Below are 26,541 nucleotides of genomic sequence, written 5' to 3' on the forward strand. Positions count from 1 at the left end.
CCTCATTTAATTTTTATTGCAAACTGTTATTCGGTGTCGGCCAACGGCGGAACCGGTCTGTCACGTCGGGCATAGAAATCAGCCACAAACTGATCAAATGTACCGGCCGCAATGGCCTCACGCATCCCTTCCATCAGGCGCTGATAATAACGCAGGTTATGGATAGTATTAAGACGCGCACCTAAGATCTCGTTGCACTTATCCAAATGATGCAAATAAGCACGTGAGTAATTTTTACAAGTGTGGCAATCACACTCAGGATCCAACGGGCCAGTGTCTGTTTTATGCACCGCGTTACGGATTTTAATCACACCGCCAGTGATAAAGAGGTGACCATTTCGAGCGTTACGGGTTGGCATCACACAGTCAAACATGTCGATACCACGGCGCACCGCTTCAACCAAATCTTCTGGCTTGCCCACGCCCATCAGGTAACGCGGTTTTTGTTCTGGCATCTTGTAAGCACAATGATCCAGAATATTGATCATATCTTCTTTTGGCTCACCCACAGACAGACCGCCCAGCGCATAGCCATCAAAGCCAATGTCCTCAAGCCCAGCCTGAGATTCAGCGCGTAGCTCCGGGTACATGCCGCCCTGAATAATACCGAACAGAGCAGATGGGTTGTCGCCATGTGCTTCTTTCGAGCGTTTAGCCCAGCGTAATGACAGCTCCATTGAGTCGCGCGCTTCTTTTTCAGTGGCAGGGTATGGCGTACATTCATCAAAAATCATCACAATGTCCGAGCCCAGATCACGCTGAACTTCCATCGCTTTTTCCGGTGAAAGCATGATCCGCTCACCGTTGACCGGAGACTGAAATAACACGCCTTCTTCACTGATCTTACGCATAGCCCCTAAGCTGAATACCTGGAAACCGCCCGAATCAGTTAAGATTGGCTTATCCCAATTCATAAAATCATGCAGATCACCATGTTGTTTGATGATCTCGGTGCCCGGACGTAACATCAAATGGAAGGTGTTACCCAGACAGATGTGTGCACCAGTGTCTTTTAGTTCATCTGGCGTCATACCTTTTACGGTACCGTACGTACCCACAGGCATAAATGCCGGTGTTTCAACCACTCCGCGATCGAAAATCAGGCGGCCACGACGCGCTTTACCCTGTGTACAATCTAATTCAAATTTCATACTTACCTCTGGTCGGAAAAACAGTCCAACTTACTCTTAACCAGATGCGACACCTGGCTATACTGAAAACCGTCCGATTCTACCATAGTGGCAATAATATTGGGGCTAAATTAGCACTTTAAAGCGCCAAGCCACAGAATTCAGGGGTTAAAATAGAGAAACCCAGCCTTAATGCTGGGTTTTTACAATTACGCTTTGTCCTGCCTGGTCAGGAACATGGCATCACCATAGCTGAAGAAGCGATACTGCTCGGCAATCGCAGTTTCATAGGCATGCATAATATGCGACTGTCCCGAAAAGGCACTCACCAGCATGATCAATGTTGACTCAGGCAGATGGAAGTTGGTCACCATGGCGTCAACCAGTTGGAACTGATAGCCCGGATAAATGAAGATATCGGTGTCACCATAAAACGGCTTCAGCTCATCCGGGTGCGCTTTGGCAGCAGACTCCAGTGAACGCACAGAGGTTGTGCCAACTGCGATAACCCGACCACCACGCTGACGCGCAGCGGCAATTGCCTCGACCACTTCCTGAGGTACCTCAATATATTCAGAGTGCATTTGGTGGTCATTCACATCATCCACACGCACAGGCTGGAAGGTTCCCGCACCAACGTGAAGCGTCACAAACGCCATCTCGACGCCTTTGTCTTTTAATTGGGTCATCAGCGCGTCGTCAAAATGCAGGCCGGCGGTAGGCGCTGCAACGGCGCCCGGTTTCTCCCCATACACAGTCTGGTAGCGCTCTTTATCTTCTTCTTCGTCAGGACGATCAATATAAGGCGGCAACGGCATATGACCGATTTCGTCCAGAATCGATAACACCGAAGCGTCACCGTGGAACTTGAGCTCAAATAGCTCCCCGTGGCGGGCAACCATAGTCGCTTTGGCTTTACCTTCAAGTAGTATCTCTGCGCCTTCTTTTGGCGATTTACTCGCTCGTACATGTGCCAACACACTGTGCTCATCCAGTACTCGCTCAACCAACACTTCCAGCTTACCACCCGTGGCTTTTTGCCCGAACATCCGCGCCGGGATCACTTTGGTATTATTGAAAATAATGAGATCTTCCGGATTGATCAAATCGACAATGTCCTTGAACACTTTGTGCTGTAGATCACCAGTGTTGCCATCCAGTGTCAACAAACGACTACTGGAGCGTTCTTTTTTAGGGTGGCGAGCGATCAGCTCATCAGGGAGTTCAAAACTAAAGTCAGCAACGCGCATAGAAGACCTCAAATTAATGCAAATAGGCGCCAAGTCTAGTGATCCACCTACGCTAAATCAAGTGCTGAGGTAAAACTATGTAACGCTTGTCAGTATAGAAAAATAGCTTTAATCTAGTCGCTATTGTACGAAAATTCGCAGCTAAAACGCGCCGTATCGTGCCCCTTAAAGTTCCGGGCACATCCTAAGTGCACAAAGCGAGACATATCACAGACTGTAAGGGCAAAAACTTGTTTACTTATTTCATGGGTTTAAGGTAGTAACACCATGGCAAAGCAACTCACATTATTGCTGGTTAATGCGGATCAACAAGAGCGCCAGCTGATCGTCAAAACCTTGTCCTCGCTGAATGTCTTTCGCATCGTTGAGCACAGTGATACGCAAGCGGCATTGGGTGTATTAAAGCAACAAGCCGTAGATTTAATCATTACCGGGCTAAATGTCGGAAAAATTGATGGCTGGCGATTTTCTCGTATGGTGCGCTCCGGACTATTAAAAACCCCGAAAAATACCCCAATTGTATTGACGCCCCCCACTTATTGTGAACGTATTGCTGAAACCACAGCACGCAGTTATAGCATAGATGCAGTGCTGCCTCTGGAGCGTCAGGATGTACTGCCTCAGGTACTGGCAAATGTGTTATCTACACACCTGGAAAAAAGCAGTCGCTTAAACCTGCTGTTGCTCGAGCCGGATCAAACCCGTGCGGATGAGATCTGTCAGCATTTATCCCTGAACTTTACGACCACTCATGTCACCACCACCAATGGGGCACTGTCGCAATTCTTGCAAAATGAGTTTGCAATTGTTTTGCTGGATGCCACCGCAACACACAGTGACTCGGGTAAAGAACTGGTCGCCAATATTTTACAGCACAAACCCAGTCAGGCCATTGTGACCATCATAGACAACCGTGATGCAGACTATGCCGAGCAACTGCTCTTGCTGGGCGTCACCGATTTTGTCCGAGCGCCTTATGATCTGTCTTTACTCAGCAAAGTGTGCGACCACGCGGCCCGTCGTGAAGACTTTATGGTGAGTTATGCGGAATTTGCCGAAAAAGTCGAGCAACTGAGTCGTAGCGAGCGACGCTACAAAGACTTGTTCTCAGCACACCAGCGCATTTTGCTGCACCTCAATACGGTTGTGATGGAGCTGGATACCGCGGGCGTGATCCGCTTTTTAAATCCAGCCTGGGAACAGCTGGTAGGCCACAAACTCAAGGCCAGCATGCATACCAGTATGTTTGACTACGTACTGGCAGAGCATCGGGAAAAACTGGCGACAGTCCTGACTAAGGTCCAGCAGGGTGAGCAACAATCGGCATTACTTGAGCTACAAGTGATGCAAAGTAACCAATGCTCACTCTGGGTAGAATGTCGTTTTCAGCTCATAAAAAACGTCACCAGTACTGCCACTATAACGGCGACCATAGACAACATTCACGAACGCAAGCAGGCTGAGCTTCAGTTACGCCATCTTGCTTTACACGACACCCTGACGGGACTGCATAACCGCTACTACTTCGATCAGCAATTAAACCTATTCTGTGAACAGGCAAAACAAGACGCACACCTTGAACATGCGCTTATCTATATTGATCTGGACCACTTTAAGATCATCAATGACAGCAAAGGTCACCAGCAAGGTGATATTGTGCTCAAGGAGGTCGCCCAACTGTTTGGTGAACACATTGCAGATGAACACCTGATCTTCCGAATTGGAGGTGATGAGTTTGCGATTTTACTGAAACATACTCCCCTGTTGGATGCACATATGCTGGCTGAAAGTGTCTGTAGCGCCATTGAGCATCATCAGTTTCATTCTGAGGAAGCCAGTTATACTATCAGTTGTTCTATTGGTTTAGCACAGATCACACATCAGAACAGTGATCCCAGTGAGTGCCTAAAGCAGGCCGATATTGCGCTATATATTGCTAAAAACTTAGGCCGTAATCTGGTTCACTGCTACAGCAAAGAAGATGCGCAAAACAGCACCCTGCAAACCGGCCTGGAGTGGGGGCACAATGTGCGTCAGGCTCTGCAAAATAATCACATTGAACTGCACTACCAGCCAATTTGGGATTTTAAACGCAATCAGGTGGCCTACTTCGAGGCCTTATTAAGATTACGTATAGATGACAACCTGGTTTACCCAAACCAGTTTATCCCGGCGCTGGAGTTGCTAAACGATACCTATCTGATGGATCAGTGTGTGATCCGCGAGTGCATTCGCGCCATCGCAAGTCACCCCGAATTACATCAGGTCTCCGTCAATTTATCTGCACAGTCTTTCCTCGATGAACGCTTGTTACCGCATATTCAGTCTTGTCTGGCGGAGTTCCAGGTCGCAGCCAGTGCGATTATTTTTGAGATCACAGAGTCGGCCAGTATTAATAACCTCAGTGCCACACAGGCGATGATTGCCAAACTCAATGAGCTCGGCTGTCACTTCTCTATCGATGACTTTGGCACCGGATTCAGTACCTTCAGCTACTTAAAACAGCTTCCAGCTCAACATGTTAAGATTGACGGCTCGTTTGTACGTGACATGCTCAATGACCCCATAGATTTAGCGCTGGTGAAAGCCGTGAATGACATCAGTCACTCGCTGGATAAGCGCTCAGTGGCTGAGTATGTGGAGAGCAAAGAGATTTTTGACGCACTCAAAGAGATTGGCATTGATTATGGTCAGGGCTACTATATTTCGCGCCCATTACCGGTTGAACAGCTTACCGCAGTACTGCAAACTATTTTATCTGAGAAAACAGCCTGCTAGTCTTTTTGTACAAAATTCGACTAAAATATAGCTGCCTCTTGGGTAATTCTCATCTATAATTAAGCGTACATTTTGACGTGTCACTTTAAATAGCTGAAACACAGGTATTTACAAGACATTCAACGGATTTGGACACGTCTGGCTATGGAAATGGAGGAATCGCAATGGTACAGCTGTCTATTATATTGTTGCTCATATACGTTGTTATCGCCGTACAATGTTACCGAAGCGCAAGCCACAAAGGCTACCCTAAACTGTTTTTTACCTTACTGGGCTTAGTGCCTTACTTTAACCTGGTGGTGTGGGTTTACTTATTATTCTTGCCCGACCTCAAATCAAGCCGCCAGTTGGGTTCTCTGGAGTCGTAACCGCACTTCACGGCCCATTTCAGCACTGACTATCACACATGAAGGGCAACTGCCCTTCATGATTTTATACCAATTTGCTTAATTAAGAGTTCTATTTTGAGGCGAAAAAATAGGGTCGATAACACCGCTCCCGCGTCCTGCTATCGCTGAGGCACCTACGTCCATATAGGCGAGGCTAAAATTTGTGAACCTATGTCTAAGGTATAAGGTTCTAAATGAGAAATTTTTAACGCCGTTACCGTCTTATTAGCTCCTTCAAATCGAACAAGGTATTAAGTGAAATTGGTAATATTATCGGTTGTTCGTCTCACTGCAATGCTGCGCTACAAACTCGCCCGCTTTGTCACTGAACAATCGAAAATCACGGATCCGTCCGGTGGTCTTGCGCCATAACAAGCCAATCTCTCGATAGGCATCTGGTTGCGGCGCCGTCGCGACCATTGGCTTACCATCCAGGATCCCGGCGTTGAGTGCCATCTGTGGCAAAAAGGTCACGCCATTTTGATATTCCACCATACTCAACAAGGTATGCAGATTGGCAGCTTCAAACGGGTTGATACACGCACTACGATTAAGGTGACACGCACTGAGCGCATGATCGGTCATGCAGTGTTCCCGCTCCAGCAAAAAGACACTTTGCTCAGGCAACACATTAAAATCATCCAGCTGCTCAGGTACCTGGTAGTCCAGGTGACGTACCAAAGAGAAATGGTCCCGGGCTATCACTTGAGTATGAAATTTCTCTGTCCGGTAGGGCAGTGCCAGCATGCCCATATCGATATGCCCCTGCTCCAACTTGTCGAGTAAGCGGTCACTGGTATCCTCTACCAAAACCAGTTGCAATTCAGGGAAAGCATCTTTACAAAAGCGATATAAGGGCGCGGCAATAAAACTAGCAATGGTAGGAATAATCCCTAAAACCAGTTTGCCCGATAGCGGGTGTTTAAAGCTCTTGGTCAATTCCACCACACTGATGGTGTCACCAATGATGCGCTTAGCACGCTCAACGACCTCTTCGCCCACATCCGTAAACATCAGGCTGCGGTTTTCACGCTCTATCAGTTGGCATCCCAGGGTTTCTTCCAGATTCTGAATGGCACTGCTCAGGGTTGACTGGCCAATAAAACAAGCTTCCGCAGCACGACCAAAATGCTGGTGCTGATGTACGGCAATTAGATACTGTAACTGTTTAATGCTTGGTAAGTTATTCACTTTTTATACCCACAAATAAAAAGACCCCAACACCAAAGGCATTGAGATCTTTTCAAGCTAAAAGTCTGTCCTTTCTGTTAAACGCCGAACGCGCTTCTCAGAATGTAGAATATAACAATAGCAAGGGCAGCGCCAACTGGCAATGTGATAACCCACGAAACCACAATGTTTCTGATCACACCCATGTTTAGCGCGGCAATACCGCGTGCCATACCAACACCCAGTACCGCACCAACCAGCGTTTGCGTGGTTGAGATTGGCAGGCCCGTGCCCGATGCAATCACTACGGTCGACGCAGCAGCAAGTTCAGCAGCGAAACCTCGGCTTGGCGTCAGGTGCGTGATGCCTTCACCAATGGTTTTAATTACTTTTTTACCCAATACAGCCAGACCGACTACGATGCCGAGACCACCCAGAGGCAAGATCCACCACGCCAATGCAGCCTTCTTGGCAATTTCACCATTGTGCTCCACGATGTTTACCACCGCAGCCAAAGGACCAATCGCGTTGGCAACATCATTCGAACCATGCGCAAACGCCATACAACATGCCGTTAATACCATCAGGATAGCAAACACTTTTTCAACGTTGTTGAAGTGCATTTGTTTATCCGCATTCGGGTCGATTTTCAGACGGTTGATGGCCATTTTACCAATCAAGCCAACAATCACTGCAATACCGATAGCCAGCGCATACCCTTCTACAGCACCCAGATCAACACCGATGTGCTTCAGGCCTTTTTTAATCGTCACCAGTGACATCACGAAACCAGCCAGACCCATATACACAGGCACAAAGCGCTTCGCGTTCTCAAGCGGTTTATCTGTATCGAAAATCAGCTTCTGCGCACTCATAAAGATAAGGTACGCAATAAAGCCAGAAATGGCCGGGGTGACAATCCAGCTGCCCACGATACCTGCGACTTTACCCCACTGAATGGCTTCGCTGCCCACAGCGACGAGCGCAAAACCTATGATGGCACCAATGATAGAGTGCGTGGTCGAGACCGGCCAGCCTAGCATTGAAGCCAATAATAACCAGGTACCAGCGGCAAACAGGGCCGAAATCATGCCCAGTACCATCAGTTCAGGTACGTCCATAAATGGGGTTGAATCGATGATCCCCTTACGGATCGTTGACGTTACCTCACCACCGGCCAGGTAGGCACCGGCAAATTCAAAAATCATCGCGATGATGATCGCCTGCTTGATGGTCAGTGCTTTAGAACCAACCGATGTACCCATTGCATTGGCTACGTCGTTCGCACCAATACCATAGGCCATAAAGAAACCAACTGCGGCCGCTATAATAATCAATAGCGTGCCATAGGATGCAATGATATCCATTGTAAAACCTTTAATTCTTAACTAATTGTGTGAGGGCAGATGGTGCACGCTTAACGCGCCAGCATCAGCTCCAGTCGTGAACCTACGCGCTCAGCAATGTCTGCCAGCTCACCAACCCACTCGATGATCTTGTATAAGAACATCACATCAATTGGATTGAGTTCACTTTCAATGCTGCGTAATCCCATACGAATACGGATCTGCATCTCATCGGTATCTTCCTCGATGGCATCCAGTTCAACGAGCATTTTTTCGACCAGTGCAACTTCGCGACCACGGAAACCGGTTTCCAGTAGTTCATCGAATTCGTTAATGGCTTCTGAGGCTTGTTTTGTCGCATCAACACAGCGTGTCAGATACGCCAAAAAATCGGCTTGAATTGATTCAGGGATCTCCAGTTCACGACCAATTACACGTCCAGCGATGTCTTTGGCTTTGTTGGCGATCTTGTCTTGGTGGGTAATGAGTTCCAGTAAATCTGTACGTTCTACTGGCATAAACAGACCACGTGGCAAGTGCAGGCGCACTTCACGTTTTAATGTATCTGCTTCTCTTTCCAGGTTACGGATCTGCACACGAAGCGCATCGGCCTCGGTCCATTCCCCTTTGAAGGCATGATTAAAGAACGGGATCAAGGTTTCACTGGCTTGATGGACGATCTTTATGTGCTCTTCAATCGGCTTAATAGGAGACTTTGCGAACACTCCTAAAAATGCATTACTAGGCATAACTGACCCTTAAATCATATTAATATGCATGTGCAGGGCGCAATTTTACAGTATTAAGCCAAATTGTGAACGCTTTTTCGTGTGAAGTTCTGATTAACGGCACAATCACGTTTAACAAACTGTAAGGTTGTCACGCGAAGACAGCAACCTTCTGTTTGCTTAACTCTACAATAAACATAGAAAAAATAGTCAGATAAATCCCCTAACGAGATAGGATAATTTTGTAACGTATGAGCAAGCCTGGGCGGAATTAACTCGAACAAAGCGAGCATATAGCTCGCTCATGTTCATGCCCGCACCAGATCATACTTCCTTTACAAAACAATCCTGATAGCAAGTTAACTCCGTATGCATGGGCCCGACTCCCCCTGCAATCTGGGGCGTCATTTTGTCATTGAGTGACTTACTTTTCATCGCAAGTTGTTTCATACTTTTTTTGTTCAGAGCTAGTTTCATAGTTCATTCCTTCTATTGATCACTTTTTGCTCACAAACAGTTATAAATAAAAAACAACACAGTGTCGACTATTGGTACTTGCTTATTTTTAGTACTACAGTGACTTTTCAATGTCTTCCTGAGAAGTATGGCGAATATCTTTGCCATTAACGAAATAAATTACATATTCTGCAATATTCTGACAACGATCACCGATGCGCTCGAGTGAGCGAACTGACCAGATCAGGTCCATAATTTTTGGAATTGAACGCGGGTCTTCCATCATATAGGTCATGATCTGACGCGTAAGTGCTTCATATTCACGGTCAACTTTAGCGTCTTCTTTATGTACCTCAAATGCCCGCTGCGCATCCATTCTGGCAAATGCATCCAGCACATCATGTAGCATCTGAGAAACCAAACGACCCATGTTTTCAACATTCACCAGCAAGTCCTGCTGATCTTTCGTGAAAGAGTCCAGTGCTACTTTCGCAATGCGTTCTGCTTCATCACCAATACGCTCCAGATCAGCAATGGTTTTTGCAATGGCAACAACCAATCGTAAGTCACTGGCCGCCGGCTGACGCTTAGCAATAATGCGAGTACATTCTTCGTCAATGCTCACTTCCATGGCATTCACCTGATAGTCGTTTTCGCTGACTTTGCGGGCCTTATTTTCATCACAATGGCTCACTGCATCGAGGGCCAAATTTAGCTGTTGTTCAACCAGTCCGCCCATACTCAGTACATGGTTACGAACGTTCTCCAGCTCTTCGTTAAAGCGGCCAGAGATATGCTTATTAATATTATGTTCCATAGTCAGTTCCTAATTTGTTTCAACACGGCATAGGCGCCTCCTTGTGGAGGCGCTGACTCAGCGCTTTGCTGAGCCCGATGAATTAACCATAACGACCGGTAATATAGTCTTCGGTTTTCTTCTTGGTCGGTGTTGTAAACAGAGTATTAGTATCTGAATATTCGATCAGTTCACCCATGTACATAAAGGCTGTTTGATCGGATACCCGCGCTGCCTGCTGCATGTTGTGAGTAACGATCACCACGGTGTACTTTTCTTTCAGGTCGTTGATCAGCTCTTCAATAACCAAAGTTGAGATAGGGTCTAGTGCCGAGGTTGGCTCATCCAGCAATAATACCTCTGGCTCAATCGCAATTGAGCGTGCAATAACCAGACGCTGCTGCTGACCACCCGACAAACCAAATGCACTGTCGTGCAAACGATCTTTTACTTCATCCCATAAAGCAGCACCACGCAGTGAGCGCTCCACCACTTCATCTAGCTTACGTTTGTCTTTTACACCCTGTAAGCGTAGACCGTAAACCACGTTCTCGTAAATAGACTTAGGGAATGGGTTTGGACGCTGGAATACCATACCAACATTACGACGCAGAGCCGCTACATCAACACTTTTGTCATAAATGTTGGTGCCGTTGAGATTAATTTCTCCCTCAATACGACACGTGTCGACCAGGTCATTCATGCGGTTAATACAACGCAATAGCGTCGATTTACCACAACCCGACGGGCCGATAAACGCTGTTACCTGACCGCGTGGGATCAACATGTTGATATTGCTCAGAGCCTGTTTGTCACCATAGTAAAGGTCAAGGTTTTTGATCTCTAACGCGGTTAGTTCCGGGCTCAAGTTTTCCAGATCCAACTTTTTGCTGGTATCTGCATTATTTACCTGTGGCGCTACTGTAATCATAAATGTTTACCTATTTAAATACTTTACTATTAGTGCTCTAAAGCTCTGAATTTTTCACGTAGGTGGTTACGGATCCCAATTGCAGTGATGTTCAGTGCAATGATCACGGTTACCAGTAAGAAGGCGGTCGCATAAACCAAAGGACGTGCCGCTTCTACGTTCGGGCTCTGGAAGCCCACATCATAAATATGGAAACCCAGGTGCATAAACTTCCGGTCAAGGTGAATATACGGGAAGTTACCATCCAGCGGCAAGGTCGGTGCCATTTTCACCACACCCACCAGCATCAGCGGTGCAACCTCACCGGCTGCTCGGGCAACCGCCAGGATCAGACCGGTCATAATTGCCGGGCTGGCCATAGGAATAATAATACGCCATAAGGTCTCGGCTTTGGTCGCGCCCAGTGCCAGCGAACCATGACGCACTGTGCTTGGAATACGGGACAAGCCTTCTTCGGTCGATACAATCACCACAGGCAGCGTCAGGATTGCCAGTGTCAGTGCTGACCAAATCACGCCTGGCGTACCAAATACCGGACTCGGTGCGGCTTCTGGGTAAAACAGAGCATCAAGTGAGCCACCCAGCATATAAACGAAGAAACCTAAACCGAATACACCGTATACGATAGACGGAACACCTGCCAGGTTGATCACCGCAATGCGGATCATTTTAGTCACAGCATTTTTCGCAGCATATTCGTGTAGGTAAATCGCAGCAACAACACCAAATGGGGTCACAATTACCGCCATCAGCATAACCATAAACACAGTACCAAAGATGGCCGGGAATACCCCGCCTTCAGTATTCGCTTCGCGTGGGTCATCGCTGATGAATTTACCAATCTGCGACATATAATGGCCTACTTTTGCAAAGAAGCCCATGTCATTCGGGAACCAGAAGTCTAATACCTGATATAAAGGTAGTGTCACTTCCTCACCACGCATGTCACGGACAACCACTTCGTCACGCTTTGCACCGTTACGCAGTTCAAATAACGTTTTTTCCAGTACTTTATATTCATCACGTAAGGCTGCACGTTGTGCTTCCAGATCAGCGATGATTTCAGGCGTCAGTTCATTATCCAACTGATAAGCACGCTCTTTAAGACGTAAACGCTCCAGTTCATAGTTAATGTGACCAATCTCGCCGTTTTGCAGGTCAAGTGCTTCATCGTTCAGATCAACAGCACGTTCAACCATCTCTTCCAGCGCTTCTACCGGGTTATCAGTGACAACCTGACCGTCGCGAATAACACGCTCAACGTAGCCGTAGAAGTTACCATTTTTAGTACGCTCAAAGACTGCTATCTGCGCCGGCTTAGACTGGCTTTGGATATCGGTGGACAAGATCCAACGGAAATCCAACTCAACGTACTCACGGTTACCCGTTTTTACCAATAAACGCTCGATGTACTCTCCTGGGTGATTAGAAAAATCCAGGCCAGTTGCTTCCAGTCGAGATTTAGGCACTAACTCTCTGTCGTAGATTTCACCAATGACGGTTTGTTTCTGAACCGAGCCTTGCAGGTGCATTTCCACTACTTCGGAAGGCCAGAAAAAGCTCAAACCTTTCCACGCAATCATTGCAAGCAGACCCAGTACCGAGATCAAACTGATGCTGACCGCACCACCTGTCATCCAGATCCACGGAGATCCTGACTTAAACCACTGTCTTACCATGTCATCTCACTCCAGTTACATTGAGCTATATTTTTCACGCAGCTGCTGACGTACAAATTCAGCCATCGTGTTAAATACGAAAGTAAAAATAAACAATACAAAGGCTGCCAGGAACAGGATCCGATAGTGTGAACTGCCAACTTCCGATTCAGGCATTTCTACCGCAATGTTCGCCGCCAAAGTACGCATCCCCTGGAAGATACTCCAATCCATAATCGGTGTATTACCCGTCGCCATCAGTACAATCATGGTTTCACCCACGGCACGACCAAGTCCCATCATCACCGCCGAGAAGATGCCTGGGCTGGCTGTCAGCAGGACTACACGAACCAGGGTTTGCCATTGAGTTGCACCCAGTGCGAGTGAACCATTAGACAGGTGTTTAGGCACGCTAAATACCGCATCTTCAGCAATTGAGAAAATCGTCGGGATAACCGCAAAGCCCATCGCAATACCTACAACCAGAGAGTTACGCTGGTCAAAGGTCAGGCCCAGTTCGTTGGTCAGATACTGACGTACGTTACCACCGAACATCCATCCTTCAATCACGTCGCTCATGGCAAATGATAACCAGCCAACCAGCAAAACGACCGGGATCAGCAAGATTGAGTGCCAGCCATCGGGCACAAAGTGGCGAATGGCTTTCGGCAGCTTAGTCCAACCCAGCGCCGTACCCAGAATGGCCAATGGTAGTAATAGCAATAGAGCAACAATCGCTGGTAAGTGGCTTTCAATCAGCGGTGCTAACCACAGACCTGCCAGGAAACCCAGAATAACGGTAGGCAGTGCTTCCATGATTTCAACCGTTGGCTTTACCACACGGCGCAACTCACTCGACATAAAGTAAGCAGTATAAATCGCCGCAGACAGGGCAATCGGAACCGCAAACAGCATAGCGTAGAACGCTGCCTTAATCGTACCGAACGAAATTGGTACTAATGAGAATTTGGATTCAAAGTCATCACTGGCAGATGTAGACTGCCAGGTATACGCCGGCTCCGGGTAACCTTCGTACCAAACTTCCTGCCACAATGCCGACCAGGTCACTTCCGGGTGCTCATTGTGGATCTCAAATACGCTCACCCGATTGCCCGTCAGCAATAACGCTGCATTGGCTCGCGGTGAAATCGCGAAGGCATCAATGGCCTGCTCAGCCACCTTACCGCGCCACAGCTCGGCTTCACTGGTGGTGTAGTAAACGCCCAGCTCACCTTGTTCTGTGGTGGTAAAGAAAGTACGGCGATAGAACTCACTGTGTACTCTCATGTGCTTACTCTTATCGCTTTCAAAAGCACGAATTTTGGCAAACTCACGACCATCGTCCGTGTTCACTTCAAACCATTGCGACACTTCGCCATTGTCGTTTGCCAGCATCAGCGAGTTGGCACCTGCCAGCAACGCCATGCTGACCAGGTTGGCATTTTCTTCGTTAGCTGCCAATAACTGGAATTGCTTGATATCGTCCGCAAAGCGAGTGTCAAAGATATAAATCTGATTTGCAGAACGTACAAAAGTACGTGTTGTGTCTGGCGAAATAAGCAGGTCGTCAATGCGACCTTCAATAGGTAATTCAGTACGCGTTACCTGCCATTCCATTTCACCCGAGAACATATTTTCTTCAGCCGCAAACGACGCGAAGATCACGCGCTTGTCGGCTGTCAGTGCAACCACGGCAGTTTTGTCTTCGTAATGACTGAAGGCAAACTTTTTCAGCGCCTGACGCTGCTCATCAACCAACAATTGTTGGCCATCCAGCGGATAACCCAGACGTGGCTTCATCACACGCTGATTACCCGGGAAAGTAACCACAAAATTGGGCTTAAGGATTTGCACCTCACCGTTGTCCAGGCCGTATGCATACTGACCTAGAAATGGTGCACTTTTCGCAAAGCTGGTGATCTGGCCATCAAGCTGTGTGTGCAAAGTGCTCAGCAGCGAGCCCGTGTTGTCGCCCTTTACCTGATAAAAATCAACCTGACCGGTGTTGTCCAGCAGATACGCAATCTCTGTTTGCTCTTCTACACCCAGCGCGAAGTAGCGCTTCTCGGCAGACAATGCAATATCAACCCGTTTTTCGACCTTAGCGGATTCGAAAATAGGCTGAACAACATAAAGCAAATAGAAGAATATCAATAGCAAAGCGACCAATACCATTACCCCACCTGAGGTAATGCCAAACTGGGCAAAGCGGTCCTTTAAGAGACGGCTTCTATCCGTTTTAAAGGATGGTTTTTGCGGATTGGAAGTCATCAAAATACCCTTTCATAATCAAACTGCGGCGCATTATATTTCATCAAGATGACAGTTGTGTTACACCTCAACCCAAGTCTGCCCGCTTTTACAGACTGGCCGTAATTCTGTACTGTCCTTGGCGTATTTTCTCAGCTTGACCGCTTCAAACCACGGACAAACCGTTCCCAACTTTACACCAAAGTACCGATATTGCCTCGAAAAAAATCTCCCACATACAAAGAAAGACACCGCATACCGACAGCCGGGAAATAATGATATTGCGTGCTGTCAAAGGAACTTAACACCCCAAGTAAGGTCTGGATTACAGTGACACCGGTGATTTTTGCAATTTTTTACATTGTATCCATTATCGGAAGTAGACAAATAAGTTTCATTTACTAGGCTTATAGAGCGATTATTCGCTTTCATTCAGGGCTTAGATACCGAGCCACCAATAATAAGAGACATGTGATATGAAGCAGTTAGTACTAACACTTATAGGCAAGGACCAACCAGGTCTCGTTGAAAGGGTTTCCTCAACCATTCTTAACCATCACGGTAACTGGCTAACCAGTAACCTAAGCCACTTCGCCGGACAGTTTGCAGGGATAGTACAGGTTGAAGTAGCAGAGGAGCACTTGCAAGAGCTACAAGACGCCGTACTTGATATTCCGGAGCTGGAAGTGCGGATTGCCAATGGCGAGCAAACCGACAGCATAGAGCCGGAAACACTCAACCTGGTGATCACAGGTAATGACAGACCTGGCATTGTACAGGAGCTGGCAGCGGTGATCCGTCATAAGGGGGCGAATATTACCCACCTTAATTCTAAACAACAAAGCGCACCAAATTGGGGAGTACCGATATTTAGCGCATTTGCCACCGTCAGCCTGCCTGCAGGGATGCTAAAAGACAACGTTGTCGAAGCGCTTGAGGCGATCACCAGCGATCTGATCGTGGATGTTGAACAACCTTAATAGCGTTATCCGGTAAGGTCGTTACGGTGCCTTACCGGTCATTCTACCTATGTTCTTTCAATGTACAGACACTTTGATATCAAACAAAGCAAACCAGACAGAGTAGTCTACACTTTGTTGATAATTTGGTGACATGACAGCGCATGTCATATAAGTGTCACACTACCGACATATTCTACGCGCAGCTTTAAATTACCATGGACAGAAAGATGCAGGCATTATCTAACGATCCCATTACCATCAGCTACTTTGCCAAGGAGCTGAGCTGGCTCTCTTTTAACGAACGTGTGCTTCAAGAAGCCAAAGACAAAAGCAATCCAATTATTGAACGGATCAGATTCTTGGGGATATTTTCCAATAACTTAGATGAATTCTTCCGTGTCCGTGTTGCCGATGTAAAACGTCGTATCTTATTAAGTAACCTGCCCGAAGCGGACTTTGACGAAGACGAAGCGCTACTTAACCAGATGAACAAGAAAGTACTGGAACTGGGCAAGAAGTTCTCACACATTTACGATCAGATCCTGATTGACCTGAATGAGCACAACATTCATATCAAAAAGCCTGCTGAGCTGTCGGATTTTCACCAGCAATGGCTGGCTAAGTATTTTCAGGATCAAGTGCTACAGCATATGTGCCCTATTTTGCTTAGCGAGAACAAAGATTACTCAGATCACATCAATGACGCCCTGACCTATTTGTTTGTCGAAATGCGCGGTGATAAGCAACATCATGCTCTGCTTGAGCTGCCCACTGATCGTCTGGAACGCTTTATTCTGTTACCGCCGGAGAAAACCCGTCGCCACAAAACCATTGTCATGCTTGATGAAGTCGTACGCTTCTACCTCCACGAAGTATTCAGGAACTTTCTCAGTTTTGACAGCATTGAAGGCTATGAGATAAAACTGACCCGGGATGCCGAATACAACCTCGACGACGAAATTGAAGAAGGTCTGCTGGATAAAATGTCGAAGGGTCTCAAACAGCGCTTATATGCCGAGCCTGTGCGCCTGACCTATGACGAAGCGATGCCAGAAGAAATACTGAAAGTGATGAAAAAGCGCCTTGGCGTAACCAGTCAGGACGCCCTGATCCCGGGCGGCCCGTACCGGAACTTCCGCGATTTCATCGGCTTTCCTAACGTCGGCCGTGGCTATCTGGAAAATAAACCACTGCCACCGCTACAAAGTGAAGCCTTCAACGCACACCAAAGCATCTTCCGGGCTATCTCAAAACAAGATATTTTGCTTTATTACCCCTACCACACTTTCAATCACATGCTTGAATATGTGCGCCAGGCCGCCTTTGATCCCAAAGTGACTCAGATTAAGGTCAATATTTACCGTGTCGCGTCTCGCTCAAGATTGATGTCTTCGCTGATCAATGCAGCCAAAAACGGAAAAAAAGTCACCGTGATGGTTGAGCTCAAAGCCCGCTTTGATGAACAAAACAACATTGAATGGGCGAAAATGCTCAGCGACTATGGCATCAAGGTCATGGTGGGGATCCCGGCACTGAAAGTACACAGTAAACTGTGCGTGGTACACCGCAAAGAAAAGGGCCAGATAGTTAAATACGCCCACATCGGAACCGGTAACTTCCATGAAAAAACAGCACGAATTTACACCGACTTCAGCTTATTCACAAAACACCCGGAGATCTGTGATGAGTGTGACGACGTGTTCAAGTTTATCGAGAGCAGCTACCGACCCTTTAATTTTAAGCACCTGATGATTTCTCCGCTCAACGCGCGAGAGAAAATTCTGACTTTGATTAATCAGGAAAGCAAAAACGCTCAGGCAGGTAAAACAGCCAAGATCACCGTCAAGGTGAATAACCTGGTAGACAAAGAGCTCATCGACGCCTTGTACAATGCGTCAATGGCCGGCGTAAAAGTCCGCATGATCATTCGCGGCATGTGTGCCCTGGTACCCGGGTTACCCCGCTTTAGTGAGAACATCAAAGTGATCAGTATTGTCGACCGCTTTTTAGAGCATCCCAGGGTGATGGTCTTCGAAAATGCAGGTGATCCGCAGGTCTACATTTCTTCTGCCGACTGGATGACCCGCAATCTGGATCACCGGGTTGAAGTCGGTGCGCCTATCTATGATGAATCACTCAAGCAACTGATCATCGATATTCTCGAGCTGCAATTCAAAGACAGGGCCAAAGCTCGGATCATTGACAGCGAACAGAAGAATCTCTATGTTCGTCGCGGTAATAAGAAGAAGATCCGCTCCCAGATAGCTATCTATGACCATCTGAAAAAGTGGGAAAGTAATCAATCCAATACATAAGGGCAGCTTTATGACCACATACCCTTCCATCGCGGCCGTTGATTTAGGCTCGAACAGTTTTCATTTAGTCGTCGCGCGGGAGGTCGATGGTCGTCTGCAATTGTTGCACAAAGAAAAGCAACGTGTGTTTCTGGCCGCCGGTCTGGACGAACAGTTCAACTTAAGCGAAGAAGCCATTGAGCGGGCGCTGCATGTACTGCAACAATTTGCTGCCACTTTACAGGATTTTGATAAGCACAGCGTACAGGTTGTCGCGACCTATACGCTGCGCAATTGTCGCAATATTCGCGATTTTCTGGCCCGAGCAAAAAAAGTATTTCCTTTTAAAATCAACGTCATTTCTGGTCAGGAAGAGGCCCGTCTTATCTATCAGGGTGTAGCGAACCACATTCATAGTGAAGATAACCGCCTGGTCATTGACATTGGTGGTGGCAGCACTGAGCTTATCATTGGCAAACACCTGGATCACAAATTACTCACCAGTCGTAATATCGGCTGCGTCACGCTCAGTAACGGGTACTTTCAAGACCTGAAAATGACAGCAAAACGCTTTGCCAAAGCCGAAATTAAAGCTGAACAAAACATTGAGGCCATCTCTGCCAGCTACCGTAAAGCCGGTTGGCAAACCTGTATTGGCACCTCCGGCACAATCAAAACCTTGTGTGCCATTGCCCAGGAGTTATTTGCGCAGGATACCCTGACCCTGGCTGTGCTGGAGCAGATAAAACAACGCCTGATTGAGGCCGACTCACCTCATACACTCAACCTTAAAGCGTTACCCGAGGAGCGTTATGCCAGCATTGCCGGCGGTTTGTCGATTCTGATCGGGGCATTCAGACAGCTCAATATTGACGAGCTAACCTATTGCGATAACTCATTGCGTGAAGGTCTGTTACAGGAGATGGCGCAAAATGATGAGTTTGATATTCGCACCCGCACCATCAGTGCAGTCGGTGACCATTATGCCGTTGATAAGCAACATGCTGAACATATCTGCGAGACACTTAATCAGATGGTCGACATGGTGCGCCAGAGCTGGGCACTCAGTGAATTCGACCTGCAAGTGCTGCGCTGGGCCGCCAGATTACACGAAGTGGGTTTAGCGATTAACTCTTCGGGGATCCACAAACACAGCGCTTACATCGTGCTCAACGCACAACTACCCGGTTTTACTCAGGAGCAACAGCAGCTGCTGGGCACCCTGATCCGTTTTCATCGTAAGAAAATTAAACGCACTGAACTGTCCGCCATGGTCGAGGCCGATCTGACCCATTTCGCCCGGCTGCTTACCTTGCTGCGACTGGCTATCCTGGTGCACCAAAAACGACAAATCGATCAGGTTGCCAAATTCACACTCGAGGCGATGGACGACAGCTTACTACTTACATTCGAGCCTGACTGGCTCGCCCAACATTCCCTGTTTGTGGCTGATCTTCAACAAGAGCAAGCCTATTGGAAAACCCTCAATATGACGCTAATGTTCCCCTCCGTGGGCTAACCAGCTCTAAGCCCGCTCTGCGGGCTCAGGCGACGTCTTCTTTTACAACAGCGTAAATTTCATCGGCATAGACCCGGCTGTCCAGCGCCAGTGAGAAGAGGAGTTCAAGACTGGACGCCGGGCGGATCGCATTAAGGATCAGCTCAGCTTCCTGAATATTATTGCGCTCAACTTCAATCGCCAGGCGTAATGCTCCCCCTATCAAGCCTTTGTAGCTCAATAACGCACTGCTGAGGTCTGGATCCAGTGAAAACTCATCGACAATAACCGACAACTCAACATCCAGCACCGCATCGAGCACTGACATCAAGCCAATCAGATAGCCTTGTTGTGCCATTTCATCGCCGCCTGGCAGCAAGAATTGTTCAAGAAACTTCGCCCGTGCCAGCCCTAGCTTAGTCAGTTCACTGGGCTTATCTGCCCCTAGCTCACTTAAGGCCAGTACCTTTACGAACTGACGGATCGCATCCTCACCCAAATAGACAACTGCCTGCGCAATTGAGCGGATCTCGATTTTATCTTCTCCGGCTTTGGCATTGGCCAGCTTTAGCACCCGCGCTGTCAGGCTGAGATCTTTGGCAATTCTCTGTTGGATTTCTTTGAAGCACAGGGATTTTTTGGCCGTACAACGCAATAAATCAAGCACCACCATTTTAGAGGGCTCGACATTACCATGATTGAGCATTTCAGGCACAGCAAAGAAGAAGCCCTGAAAGTAATCAGCCCCGGCACTTTTGATAAAGCTGTAGTGCTCTAGGGTTTCAATACGCTCAACAATCACTTTGGTGGTGGGAAAACGTCGCTTAAGCTTTTTCAGCATCATGGTGGTTTTAATCACCGGCTCAAGTACTTCGATTTTGATGTAATCCATCAGAGGCAATAAGACTTCCCAGCGCTCGTCACCGTCGTAATCATCTAACGCAAAGCGATATCCTAACTTTTTCAGTTTAGTGACTGTCATCACCAACTCATCGAGATTGGTTGAACGTTCAACGATTTCAATCACGAGCCCTTGAGGCCGAAGTAACTTAGGAAGCTCCTGAAGCAAAGTTTCATCAGACAAGTTGATAAATGCAGGCACACCTGCGGCAAGCCGTTCTACACCAATGAAAAGCAGAGAGTTAAAAAACAACCGTCCTGTCGCCTGGCCATCACTGACCCCGATTGGAAAGGCATTATTATGTGAGTCCCGATACAACAATTCATAGGCAGCCACGCTCTGTTCACGATTGAAAATGGCCTGGCGTGCAATATATTGCACCGCGTCTTTTTTTGACTTGGCAATATGACCGCTCATTAACATCCTTAACTCTTGTACTTTAAAGGCTTCCATTGTCCCAGCATATGAAAACTCACGCCCCTGAGCAAACTATTTCCTCACTACTTGGGGTATCATGAAACTGTGCATCAGGCAGTTGCCGGGACAGCCTCTCTTTTACTATCATAGGTCTTATGAGTTTTACACTTATTTCGCCTTTTTGCATCCTGCTTTTACTTACTTCGTGGCTTTTATCTAGCCAGGGCGTCATCGCTGCGCCTGTTGACCAGGGCACTCCCCCCCCCACCGCGCGCGAAGCTGTAACCTTAAAATACAGTATCAGTGGCTCTGGCACCTTCTACCCTTACTTCACCAACAACCCACAGCACCCTGGCATACTGCCTGATTTAGTGGCACGGATCCTCACACAGTCGGCAATTGAAGGCGAAAATATTGTCTTACCCGCAAAGCGCACTAACCGCTACCTGGAATCAGGCAAAATAGACTTTGACCTGATCAGCCCAGCCTGGTTGAAAGCCTCACAGCTCACTGATCCGCGGTTTGTCTTTTCTGACGCCATGCTCCCCATTCGTGAATATGTGGTGACACGCGCCCCCGCCCCCTCGTTAAGCAATTTGTCGGGTCGAATGGTGGGGACAGTACGAGGTTATTATTACCATGACGACGATGAGTTTGTCCGAGTTGACTTTGAATCTGAGCGCGCTCTGATACAAGCGCTAAACAAAGGACGGATCGATATCGCCATCCTGGGTGATCTGCCTGCCCAATATTGGTCTGCTCAGGACAATGTGGCGCTGCACTTTAACCAATTGCACTCACATGGCACCTTGCACATTCGCCTGCGCGCTGAACATGCGCACCTCTTACCTGTTCTCAACCAAGCGATCCAGACATTGCGCGACAGCGGGCAAATCACCCAAATCGAAACCGGTTACCTGCAACATGTTTCCACCGCGCAGGCACCGGGCAACGAGTAAGGATTATTCAGCCACCAGCTGTTCGCTGCGGAAAAACCCCGTTTCTGAAGACAAATGCTGAACGAGCTCAGGCAGCACTTCATCCATCGTCGCTTTGAGGGTCCAGGGTGGGTTGATGACTATCATGCCCGACGCCGTCATACCCCGTTCCTCAGTATCTGCTTCCGTAGCCAATTCAAACAGCTGAATATTTCGCACCCCAGATCCAATCAGGGTTTGCTCCATCTGATCGATCCGGGCACGCTCCACCACAGGATACCAAATCATATAAGTGCCTGACGCAAAACGTTTGTGCGCTTTGATGATTGAACGAGCAGCCACTTCATAATCCGACTTTATTTCATAAGGCGGGTCCATCAGGACACAGGCACGGCGAGATTGCGGTGGCACTAACCCCATTAAGCCCTTAAAGCCATCTTCGCCTTTAACACGCAAAGAACGCTTATGCCCGGTGTTTTTTTCCAGCAGCTTAAGATCCTGCGGGTGCAGCTCGAAAAACCAACCTTTATCCTGTTTGCGCAGAAACTGCTCAGCTACTTTTGGAGAGCCAGGATAATACGCCAGTGTGTCTTTGTTCAGCGACTTAACAACATCCACATAACCGCGAATGGCATCGACCTGGCCAGCATACGACCACAACTTGGCAATGCCCTGTAAATACTCTTGTGTCTTTTGCGCATCTTTGGCCGCCAGCTCAAACAACCCGGCACCTGAATGCGTATCTATATAGTCAAAAGGCTTGTCTTTGCGCGTCATGTACTCCAGCACTTGTGCCAGTACCAGATGTTTAATGACATCAGCAGGGTTACCTGCATGAAATGAATGTCGATAACTGAGCATTATCCGTTCCTAATTTAGGTGGGCATTGTTCATCGTGTATGCGCTCAGAGAGGCCCGTTGTTGCCTCTATAGCTGAACCATAAATGAACAAAATAGTTAGTAATTGTTATTATCGCTCAAAACGAGACAAAAATCAGCATAACCTACCCTAATCACTAGCTTTGCAGCCCACTTTGCTTTACATTTGCATGACATAAACACAGTGATAATGAGCGCATTTAATATGAAAGAAATTCTCCCTCAACTCGAGCAACTGATTGATCAACTTATTGCACAAAACAATACATTGACCGAACAGGTAAACTCACTGAAAGAACAAAATAGCAAGCTAATTGACGAAAATGAGACGCTTCAGCTAGAAGTACTAGAAAGCGAAGAAAAACAAAAAGAAACCAGCTCAACGCTAAGTGGGCTGCTAGAAAAATTACAGAGTGCTAGTCAGGCAGGCTAATGTCAGAGTCGCCCGAACAGGTCACCGTTACCCTGCTGGGAAAAAGCCACCAGTTTTCCTGTACACCAGGACAACAACAAGCGCTGATTGACGCCGTTGACCTGCTAAATGGCAGGGTTGACGAAATGCGTCAACGCGACACCGTGCGCAGCGATCACAACGCTCTGTTGCTTGCTGCCTTGCACCTTTGCCATGAGTTGCTAGCACTGCAAAGTGATACCCAACAAGCCCAGCAAACGCTGCTGCAACTCACGCAACGTATCAGTAACCAAGTAGAGAGCAACTAGGTGTTTCGCCTGCTCTCTGTTTTCATTCTCCTGTTAACACTGACGCCTCCCGTCATCGCCGCCAGTTGGCACACTGTTTCCCCACAGGTCACGCTAATCGCTCCTCAGGCAAAAGCACGCTATATTTTACCCAATATAGCTTTAATCAAAGGCAAGACCTGTAGTGCCTTAATTGACAGCCACGGCGATTTTGTTGCACTGGAACAACTGATCAATCAGCTCAAAACGCGCCTTACCACTCCGCTATGTCACCTCATTGCAACGTCAAGCGAACCGCACCAGCTTACCGGGCTAGCTTTGCTAAAACAGGCCTTTCCTGATGCCAGTGTCCACCTGCCAGACGCCCCGCAATTGAATGATCACACAATGCGAACAGCACTCGATACACAGCTTGCCAACTTTGCAAAAAGCATTGAACTCAGTGAACAGCGGCTCAGTAAACTCCCTGCTGAGCAACAGGCTCCGTGGCAAAAGCGCGTGACACTGGCCAAGCAACGACTGACCCGCTGGCAAACACTCCACAGTATCGCTGTGACAAACCCAGCGGTGCAACCCCGTGAGCTAAAGCTCGGAGGCCTGACACTCCAGCTAACCCAATTTCAGGGCCAAAGCGGCCATGATCTGAGTGTCTTTATTGCACAGCACGGCGCACTTTTTGCCGGGCACAGTGCAAATCTGCTTCCCTACGTGCGCAACACCACCTGGCAACGCAGTTTACAAGCACTCAAAAACACACCAGCACTAAATTGGGTCATGCCCGCATTTGGTAAGCCCTATCAAGCCGAACAGCTGGAATTGCCGATCACATTTATGGATCTGGCACAGCAACAGCTGACCCGGAGCAATACGCAGATGCCAAAACGCGTCGTCACCCTGTACCAGAACCAACCCTACAACGAAGCGCAACTGGCGCAACATTTTACTCAAGCGTTCAAAGTACTCAGTCACAAGAAGGCTTTGAATAAATAATCGACAGCCAGTATAGTGAAGCTTATGAGAATTTCAGACCGGTTTTTCTATGTCTTGGTGGCGCGTATTTAGTCCGTTACGCTGCGGTGTCATCGTATTATGCTCAATGGTGCTGACGGCATGTCTCAGCACTGCACCTCAGCGCGCAACCCCAACTGAGATCACTGAGGTATTGAGTCAACCAGCCCAGGCAACACCACCTGCTGTCACAACACCACCGGAAACTTCACCGCCGCTACCGGCGGTCACTGAACAGCCACAAACGTATCAGGAGTTGTGGCAATACATCGCGGCAAATCTGAGCTTTGATATCTCACCGAATGCGCGATTGCAAAAACGCGTAGAATGGTACCTGTCACAACCTAATTATCTGTTAAGTGTTAATGAACGAGCTGCACCTTATCTCTACCACATAGTGAAGAAAGTCGAACAGCGTAAGTTACCTATGGAGCTCGCTTTATTGCCCTTTGTAGAAAGTGACTTTCGACCGACTGCACGATCCTCTCAAGGGGCTGTCGGTGTCTGGCAGTTGGTCGATGCCACCGCTTATCACTTCGGGTTACAAAGCAATGATTGGTATGATGGCCGTCAGGACGTATTGGCTGCGACGGACGCTGCACTCGACTATTTGCAGTATCTGCGACAAAGATTTAATGGCAACTGGTTACATGCACTGGCGGCCTATAATAGTGGCGAGGGGCGCGTCAAAGCTGCCATTCGCTATAATCAGAAGCACAATCGCAGTAGCCACTTCTGGCACCTGAAGTTACCCAGAGAAACTGCCGACTATGTCCCCAAGCTATTGGCACTGAGCTACCTGTTGCAACACCCCCAGACTGGGCTACAACGCCCTAGTTTGGCGAACCAGGCACAAACAACGGTACTGGATGTCGGACAGCCATTTAATTTTGGCATTCTTGCCGGTCTGCTCAATATTGATAAGCAACGGTTACATCAGCTCAATCCCGGATACCTACGCCATCAAAGCCCGGTCAAGGGCCCATTTAAGGTCCTGTTACCCATGGATCAACAACAATTGTTTGCCACTGACTTCTATCGTCGCCAGTTCAGCACCCACTATCAGGTTAAGCTCAATGATACCTTGTATGGCATCGCCAGACGCCACAACACCAATGTGGCACAGCTTAAACAACTCAATAACAAAACCCGGGACCTGATCCAGGTTGGCGAAATACTCCTTATTCACAGAGCCCATGCGAAAGACGACCTTACGGTAGATTATGAGATCAGCCCCTACTTGCAGCAGCAACGACCCGCAAAAGTGGCAACCTATGAAAAGCATCACGTGATCCAGGATGGCGACTCTTTGTGGGCTGTCAGCCGTCAGTACCAGGTACCGATGAAAGATCTGCTCGACTGGAATAAACTAACCACGCAAAGTTTACTATCTCCCGGCGATACATTGATCCTGCACTTACCGGTCGAAACAGCCTCGACACCATCAACAGGTGCGGAGGCTGACGGTTCTAAAGATTATCTGGATGAGTTAAAAACACTGGTCAAGCCGAAACGCGATCCGTAGAATGCCTGTCACTACAACACTACGAAAATAAAGAGATTACTATGCAGATCGCAAAAAATACGGTGGTTGAGTTCCACTACACGCTGAGCGAAGCAGATGAGCAACTGGAAACCAGCACCGGACAAGACGCACTGGTCTACCTGCACGGCGCCGAAGGCATGTTGCCGGGGCTGGAAGCTGGGTTAGAAGGCAAAGCCGCGGGCGATAAACTGACCCTGACGCTGGAGCCAAAAGACGCCTATGGCGAATATCAAGAAGGCCTGACTCAGCGTATCCCAATCAAACACCTGCAAGGTCTGGGCAACAACAAAGTCTGGAAGCCAGGTATGACAGCGATCGTTGAATCAAATCAGGGTCGTCACCAGGTACAAATCATCAAAGTGGGCCGCTTCAATGCAGATTGCGATCTGAACCACCCGTTTGCCGGCAAAACACTGACATTCGACATTGAGATTCTGTCTGTGCGCGAAGCAACAGCCGAGGAAGTCTCACATGGTCATGCGCATGCCGAAGGCGGTTGCGGTCACAACCATTAAGG

The 26,541-nt window shown here is 47.9% G+C and carries 23 protein-coding genes; 11 read left to right on the top strand and 12 right to left on the bottom strand.

Annotated elements, in window-relative coordinates; translation table 11 throughout:
* Positions 1 to 26: 26 nt before the first annotated feature.
* Together tgt and queA are read right to left on the bottom strand one after the other, a co-directional pair.
* The gene (gene tgt, locus MHN31_RS09975; RefSeq protein WP_010383277.1) at positions 27 to 1,151 is read right to left on the bottom strand and encodes a tRNA guanosine(34) transglycosylase Tgt; all 1,125 of its coding nucleotides are present in this window, start codon (positions 1,149 to 1,151) and stop codon (positions 27 to 29) included.
* A gap of 188 nt (positions 1,152 to 1,339) precedes the next feature.
* Positions 1,340 to 2,380 (bottom strand): tRNA preQ1(34) S-adenosylmethionine ribosyltransferase-isomerase QueA, encoded by a 1,041-nt coding sequence (gene queA, locus MHN31_RS09980; protein ID WP_125558332.1) that lies wholly within the window; start codon positions 2,378 to 2,380, stop codon positions 1,340 to 1,342.
* Between the two features lie 267 nt (positions 2,381 to 2,647).
* Here queA and MHN31_RS09985 point away from each other — a divergent pair, with 267 nt between their 5' ends.
* Complete coding sequence (locus MHN31_RS09985; protein WP_138536795.1) at positions 2,648 to 5,158, top strand: EAL domain-containing protein; 2,511 nt, start codon at positions 2,648 to 2,650, stop codon at positions 5,156 to 5,158.
* Between the two features lie 164 nt (positions 5,159 to 5,322).
* Positions 5,323 to 5,526 carry a hypothetical protein gene (locus MHN31_RS09990; protein ID WP_010383280.1) on the top strand — a complete coding sequence of 68 codons (204 nt, stop codon included), beginning with the start codon at positions 5,323 to 5,325 and terminating at the stop codon, positions 5,524 to 5,526.
* A gap of 291 nt (positions 5,527 to 5,817) precedes the next feature.
* On the opposite strand, the gene MHN31_RS09995 is transcribed toward MHN31_RS09990, so the two are convergent.
* The 8 genes from MHN31_RS09995 to MHN31_RS10030 form a co-directional block, all read right to left on the bottom strand.
* Positions 5,818 to 6,738, bottom strand: a complete 921-nt coding sequence (locus MHN31_RS09995) for a hydrogen peroxide-inducible genes activator (protein ID WP_125558336.1) — start codon at positions 6,736 to 6,738, stop codon at positions 5,818 to 5,820.
* A 77-nt stretch (positions 6,739 to 6,815) separates the two neighbouring features.
* Positions 6,816 to 8,084: an inorganic phosphate transporter gene (locus tag MHN31_RS10000; protein WP_125558338.1), complete on the bottom strand. Its 1,269-nt coding sequence runs from the start codon at positions 8,082 to 8,084 to the stop codon at positions 6,816 to 6,818.
* 50 nt (positions 8,085 to 8,134) lie between these two features.
* The gene (locus tag MHN31_RS10005) at positions 8,135 to 8,812 is read right to left on the bottom strand and encodes a TIGR00153 family protein (RefSeq protein ID WP_010383283.1); all 678 of its coding nucleotides are present in this window, start codon (positions 8,810 to 8,812) and stop codon (positions 8,135 to 8,137) included.
* A gap of 303 nt (positions 8,813 to 9,115) precedes the next feature.
* Positions 9,116 to 9,268 carry a hypothetical protein gene (locus MHN31_RS10010; RefSeq protein ID WP_164517484.1) on the bottom strand — a complete coding sequence of 51 codons (153 nt, stop codon included), beginning with the start codon at positions 9,266 to 9,268 and terminating at the stop codon, positions 9,116 to 9,118.
* 94 nt (positions 9,269 to 9,362) lie between these two features.
* The gene (gene phoU, locus MHN31_RS10015; RefSeq protein ID WP_125558340.1) at positions 9,363 to 10,064 is read right to left on the bottom strand and encodes a phosphate signaling complex protein PhoU; all 702 of its coding nucleotides are present in this window, start codon (positions 10,062 to 10,064) and stop codon (positions 9,363 to 9,365) included.
* A gap of 82 nt (positions 10,065 to 10,146) precedes the next feature.
* Entirely contained in the window at positions 10,147 to 10,974 is an 828-nt protein-coding gene (gene pstB / locus MHN31_RS10020) for a phosphate ABC transporter ATP-binding protein PstB (RefSeq protein ID WP_010383287.1), read from the bottom strand.
* Between the two features lie 29 nt (positions 10,975 to 11,003).
* Positions 11,004 to 12,653, bottom strand: coding sequence for a phosphate ABC transporter permease PstA (gene pstA, locus MHN31_RS10025; RefSeq protein WP_125558341.1), 1,650 nt, complete (start codon positions 12,651 to 12,653; stop codon positions 11,004 to 11,006).
* A 15-nt stretch (positions 12,654 to 12,668) separates the two neighbouring features.
* The gene (locus MHN31_RS10030; RefSeq protein ID WP_239444206.1) at positions 12,669 to 14,903 is read right to left on the bottom strand and encodes an ABC transporter permease subunit; all 2,235 of its coding nucleotides are present in this window, start codon (positions 14,901 to 14,903) and stop codon (positions 12,669 to 12,671) included.
* 455 nt (positions 14,904 to 15,358) lie between these two features.
* Between MHN31_RS10030 and MHN31_RS10035 the strand changes: the two genes are divergently transcribed.
* The 3 genes from MHN31_RS10035 to MHN31_RS10045 all read left to right on the top strand — a co-directional run bounded on the left by MHN31_RS10035 (position 15,359) and on the right by MHN31_RS10045 (position 19,657).
* Complete coding sequence (locus MHN31_RS10035; protein WP_239444207.1) at positions 15,359 to 15,862, top strand: ACT domain-containing protein; 504 nt, start codon at positions 15,359 to 15,361, stop codon at positions 15,860 to 15,862.
* Positions 15,863 to 16,071: 209 nt separating this feature from the next.
* The gene (gene ppk1 / locus MHN31_RS10040; protein ID WP_125558346.1) at positions 16,072 to 18,159 is read left to right on the top strand and encodes a polyphosphate kinase 1; all 2,088 of its coding nucleotides are present in this window, start codon (positions 16,072 to 16,074) and stop codon (positions 18,157 to 18,159) included.
* 10 nt (positions 18,160 to 18,169) lie between these two features.
* Entirely contained in the window at positions 18,170 to 19,657 is a 1,488-nt protein-coding gene (locus MHN31_RS10045; protein ID WP_239444208.1) for an exopolyphosphatase, read from the top strand.
* Between the two features lie 25 nt (positions 19,658 to 19,682).
* Here the strand turns inward: MHN31_RS10045 and MHN31_RS10050 are convergent, their stop codons facing one another.
* Entirely contained in the window at positions 19,683 to 20,960 is a 1,278-nt protein-coding gene (locus MHN31_RS10050; protein ID WP_125558350.1) for an HDOD domain-containing protein, read from the bottom strand.
* 149 nt (positions 20,961 to 21,109) lie between these two features.
* Here MHN31_RS10050 and MHN31_RS10055 point away from each other — a divergent pair, with 149 nt between their 5' ends.
* Positions 21,110 to 21,913: a transporter substrate-binding domain-containing protein gene (locus MHN31_RS10055; RefSeq protein WP_239444209.1), complete on the top strand. Its 804-nt coding sequence runs from the start codon at positions 21,110 to 21,112 to the stop codon at positions 21,911 to 21,913.
* Between the two features lie 3 nt (positions 21,914 to 21,916).
* On the opposite strand, the gene rlmJ is transcribed toward MHN31_RS10055, so the two are convergent.
* Positions 21,917 to 22,753 carry a 23S rRNA (adenine(2030)-N(6))-methyltransferase RlmJ gene (gene rlmJ / locus MHN31_RS10060; RefSeq protein ID WP_239444210.1) on the bottom strand — a complete coding sequence of 279 codons (837 nt, stop codon included), beginning with the start codon at positions 22,751 to 22,753 and terminating at the stop codon, positions 21,917 to 21,919.
* A 223-nt stretch (positions 22,754 to 22,976) separates the two neighbouring features.
* On the opposite strand from rlmJ, the gene zapB reads away from it, so the two are divergent.
* From zapB to MHN31_RS10085, 5 genes are read left to right on the top strand one after another with little or no spacing between them, the layout of a single operon-like run.
* Positions 22,977 to 23,204 (top strand): cell division protein ZapB, encoded by a 228-nt coding sequence (gene zapB / locus MHN31_RS10065; protein WP_010383296.1) that lies wholly within the window; start codon positions 22,977 to 22,979, stop codon positions 23,202 to 23,204.
* Positions 23,204 to 23,491, top strand: coding sequence for a cell division protein ZapA (locus MHN31_RS10070; protein WP_125558356.1), 288 nt, complete (start codon positions 23,204 to 23,206; stop codon positions 23,489 to 23,491). The genes zapB and MHN31_RS10070 overlap by 1 nt, the downstream gene beginning before the upstream one ends.
* On the top strand, positions 23,492 to 24,460 hold the full coding sequence (locus tag MHN31_RS10075; protein ID WP_239444211.1) for a hypothetical protein: 969 nt from the start codon (positions 23,492 to 23,494) through the stop codon (positions 24,458 to 24,460).
* Between the two features lie 49 nt (positions 24,461 to 24,509).
* A complete protein-coding gene (locus MHN31_RS10080) occupies positions 24,510 to 26,003 on the top strand; it encodes a transglycosylase SLT domain-containing protein (protein WP_239444212.1) in 1,494 nt (497 codons plus the stop codon).
* 41 nt (positions 26,004 to 26,044) lie between these two features.
* On the top strand, positions 26,045 to 26,539 hold the full coding sequence (locus MHN31_RS10085; RefSeq protein ID WP_138536783.1) for a peptidylprolyl isomerase: 495 nt from the start codon (positions 26,045 to 26,047) through the stop codon (positions 26,537 to 26,539).
* The last annotated feature ends 2 nt before the right edge of the window (positions 26,540 to 26,541 follow it).

The organism is Pseudoalteromonas sp. McH1-42 (genome assembly GCF_022347845.1).
GTDB classification, from domain to species: Bacteria; Pseudomonadota; Gammaproteobacteria; order Enterobacterales; family Alteromonadaceae; genus Pseudoalteromonas; species Pseudoalteromonas rubra_D.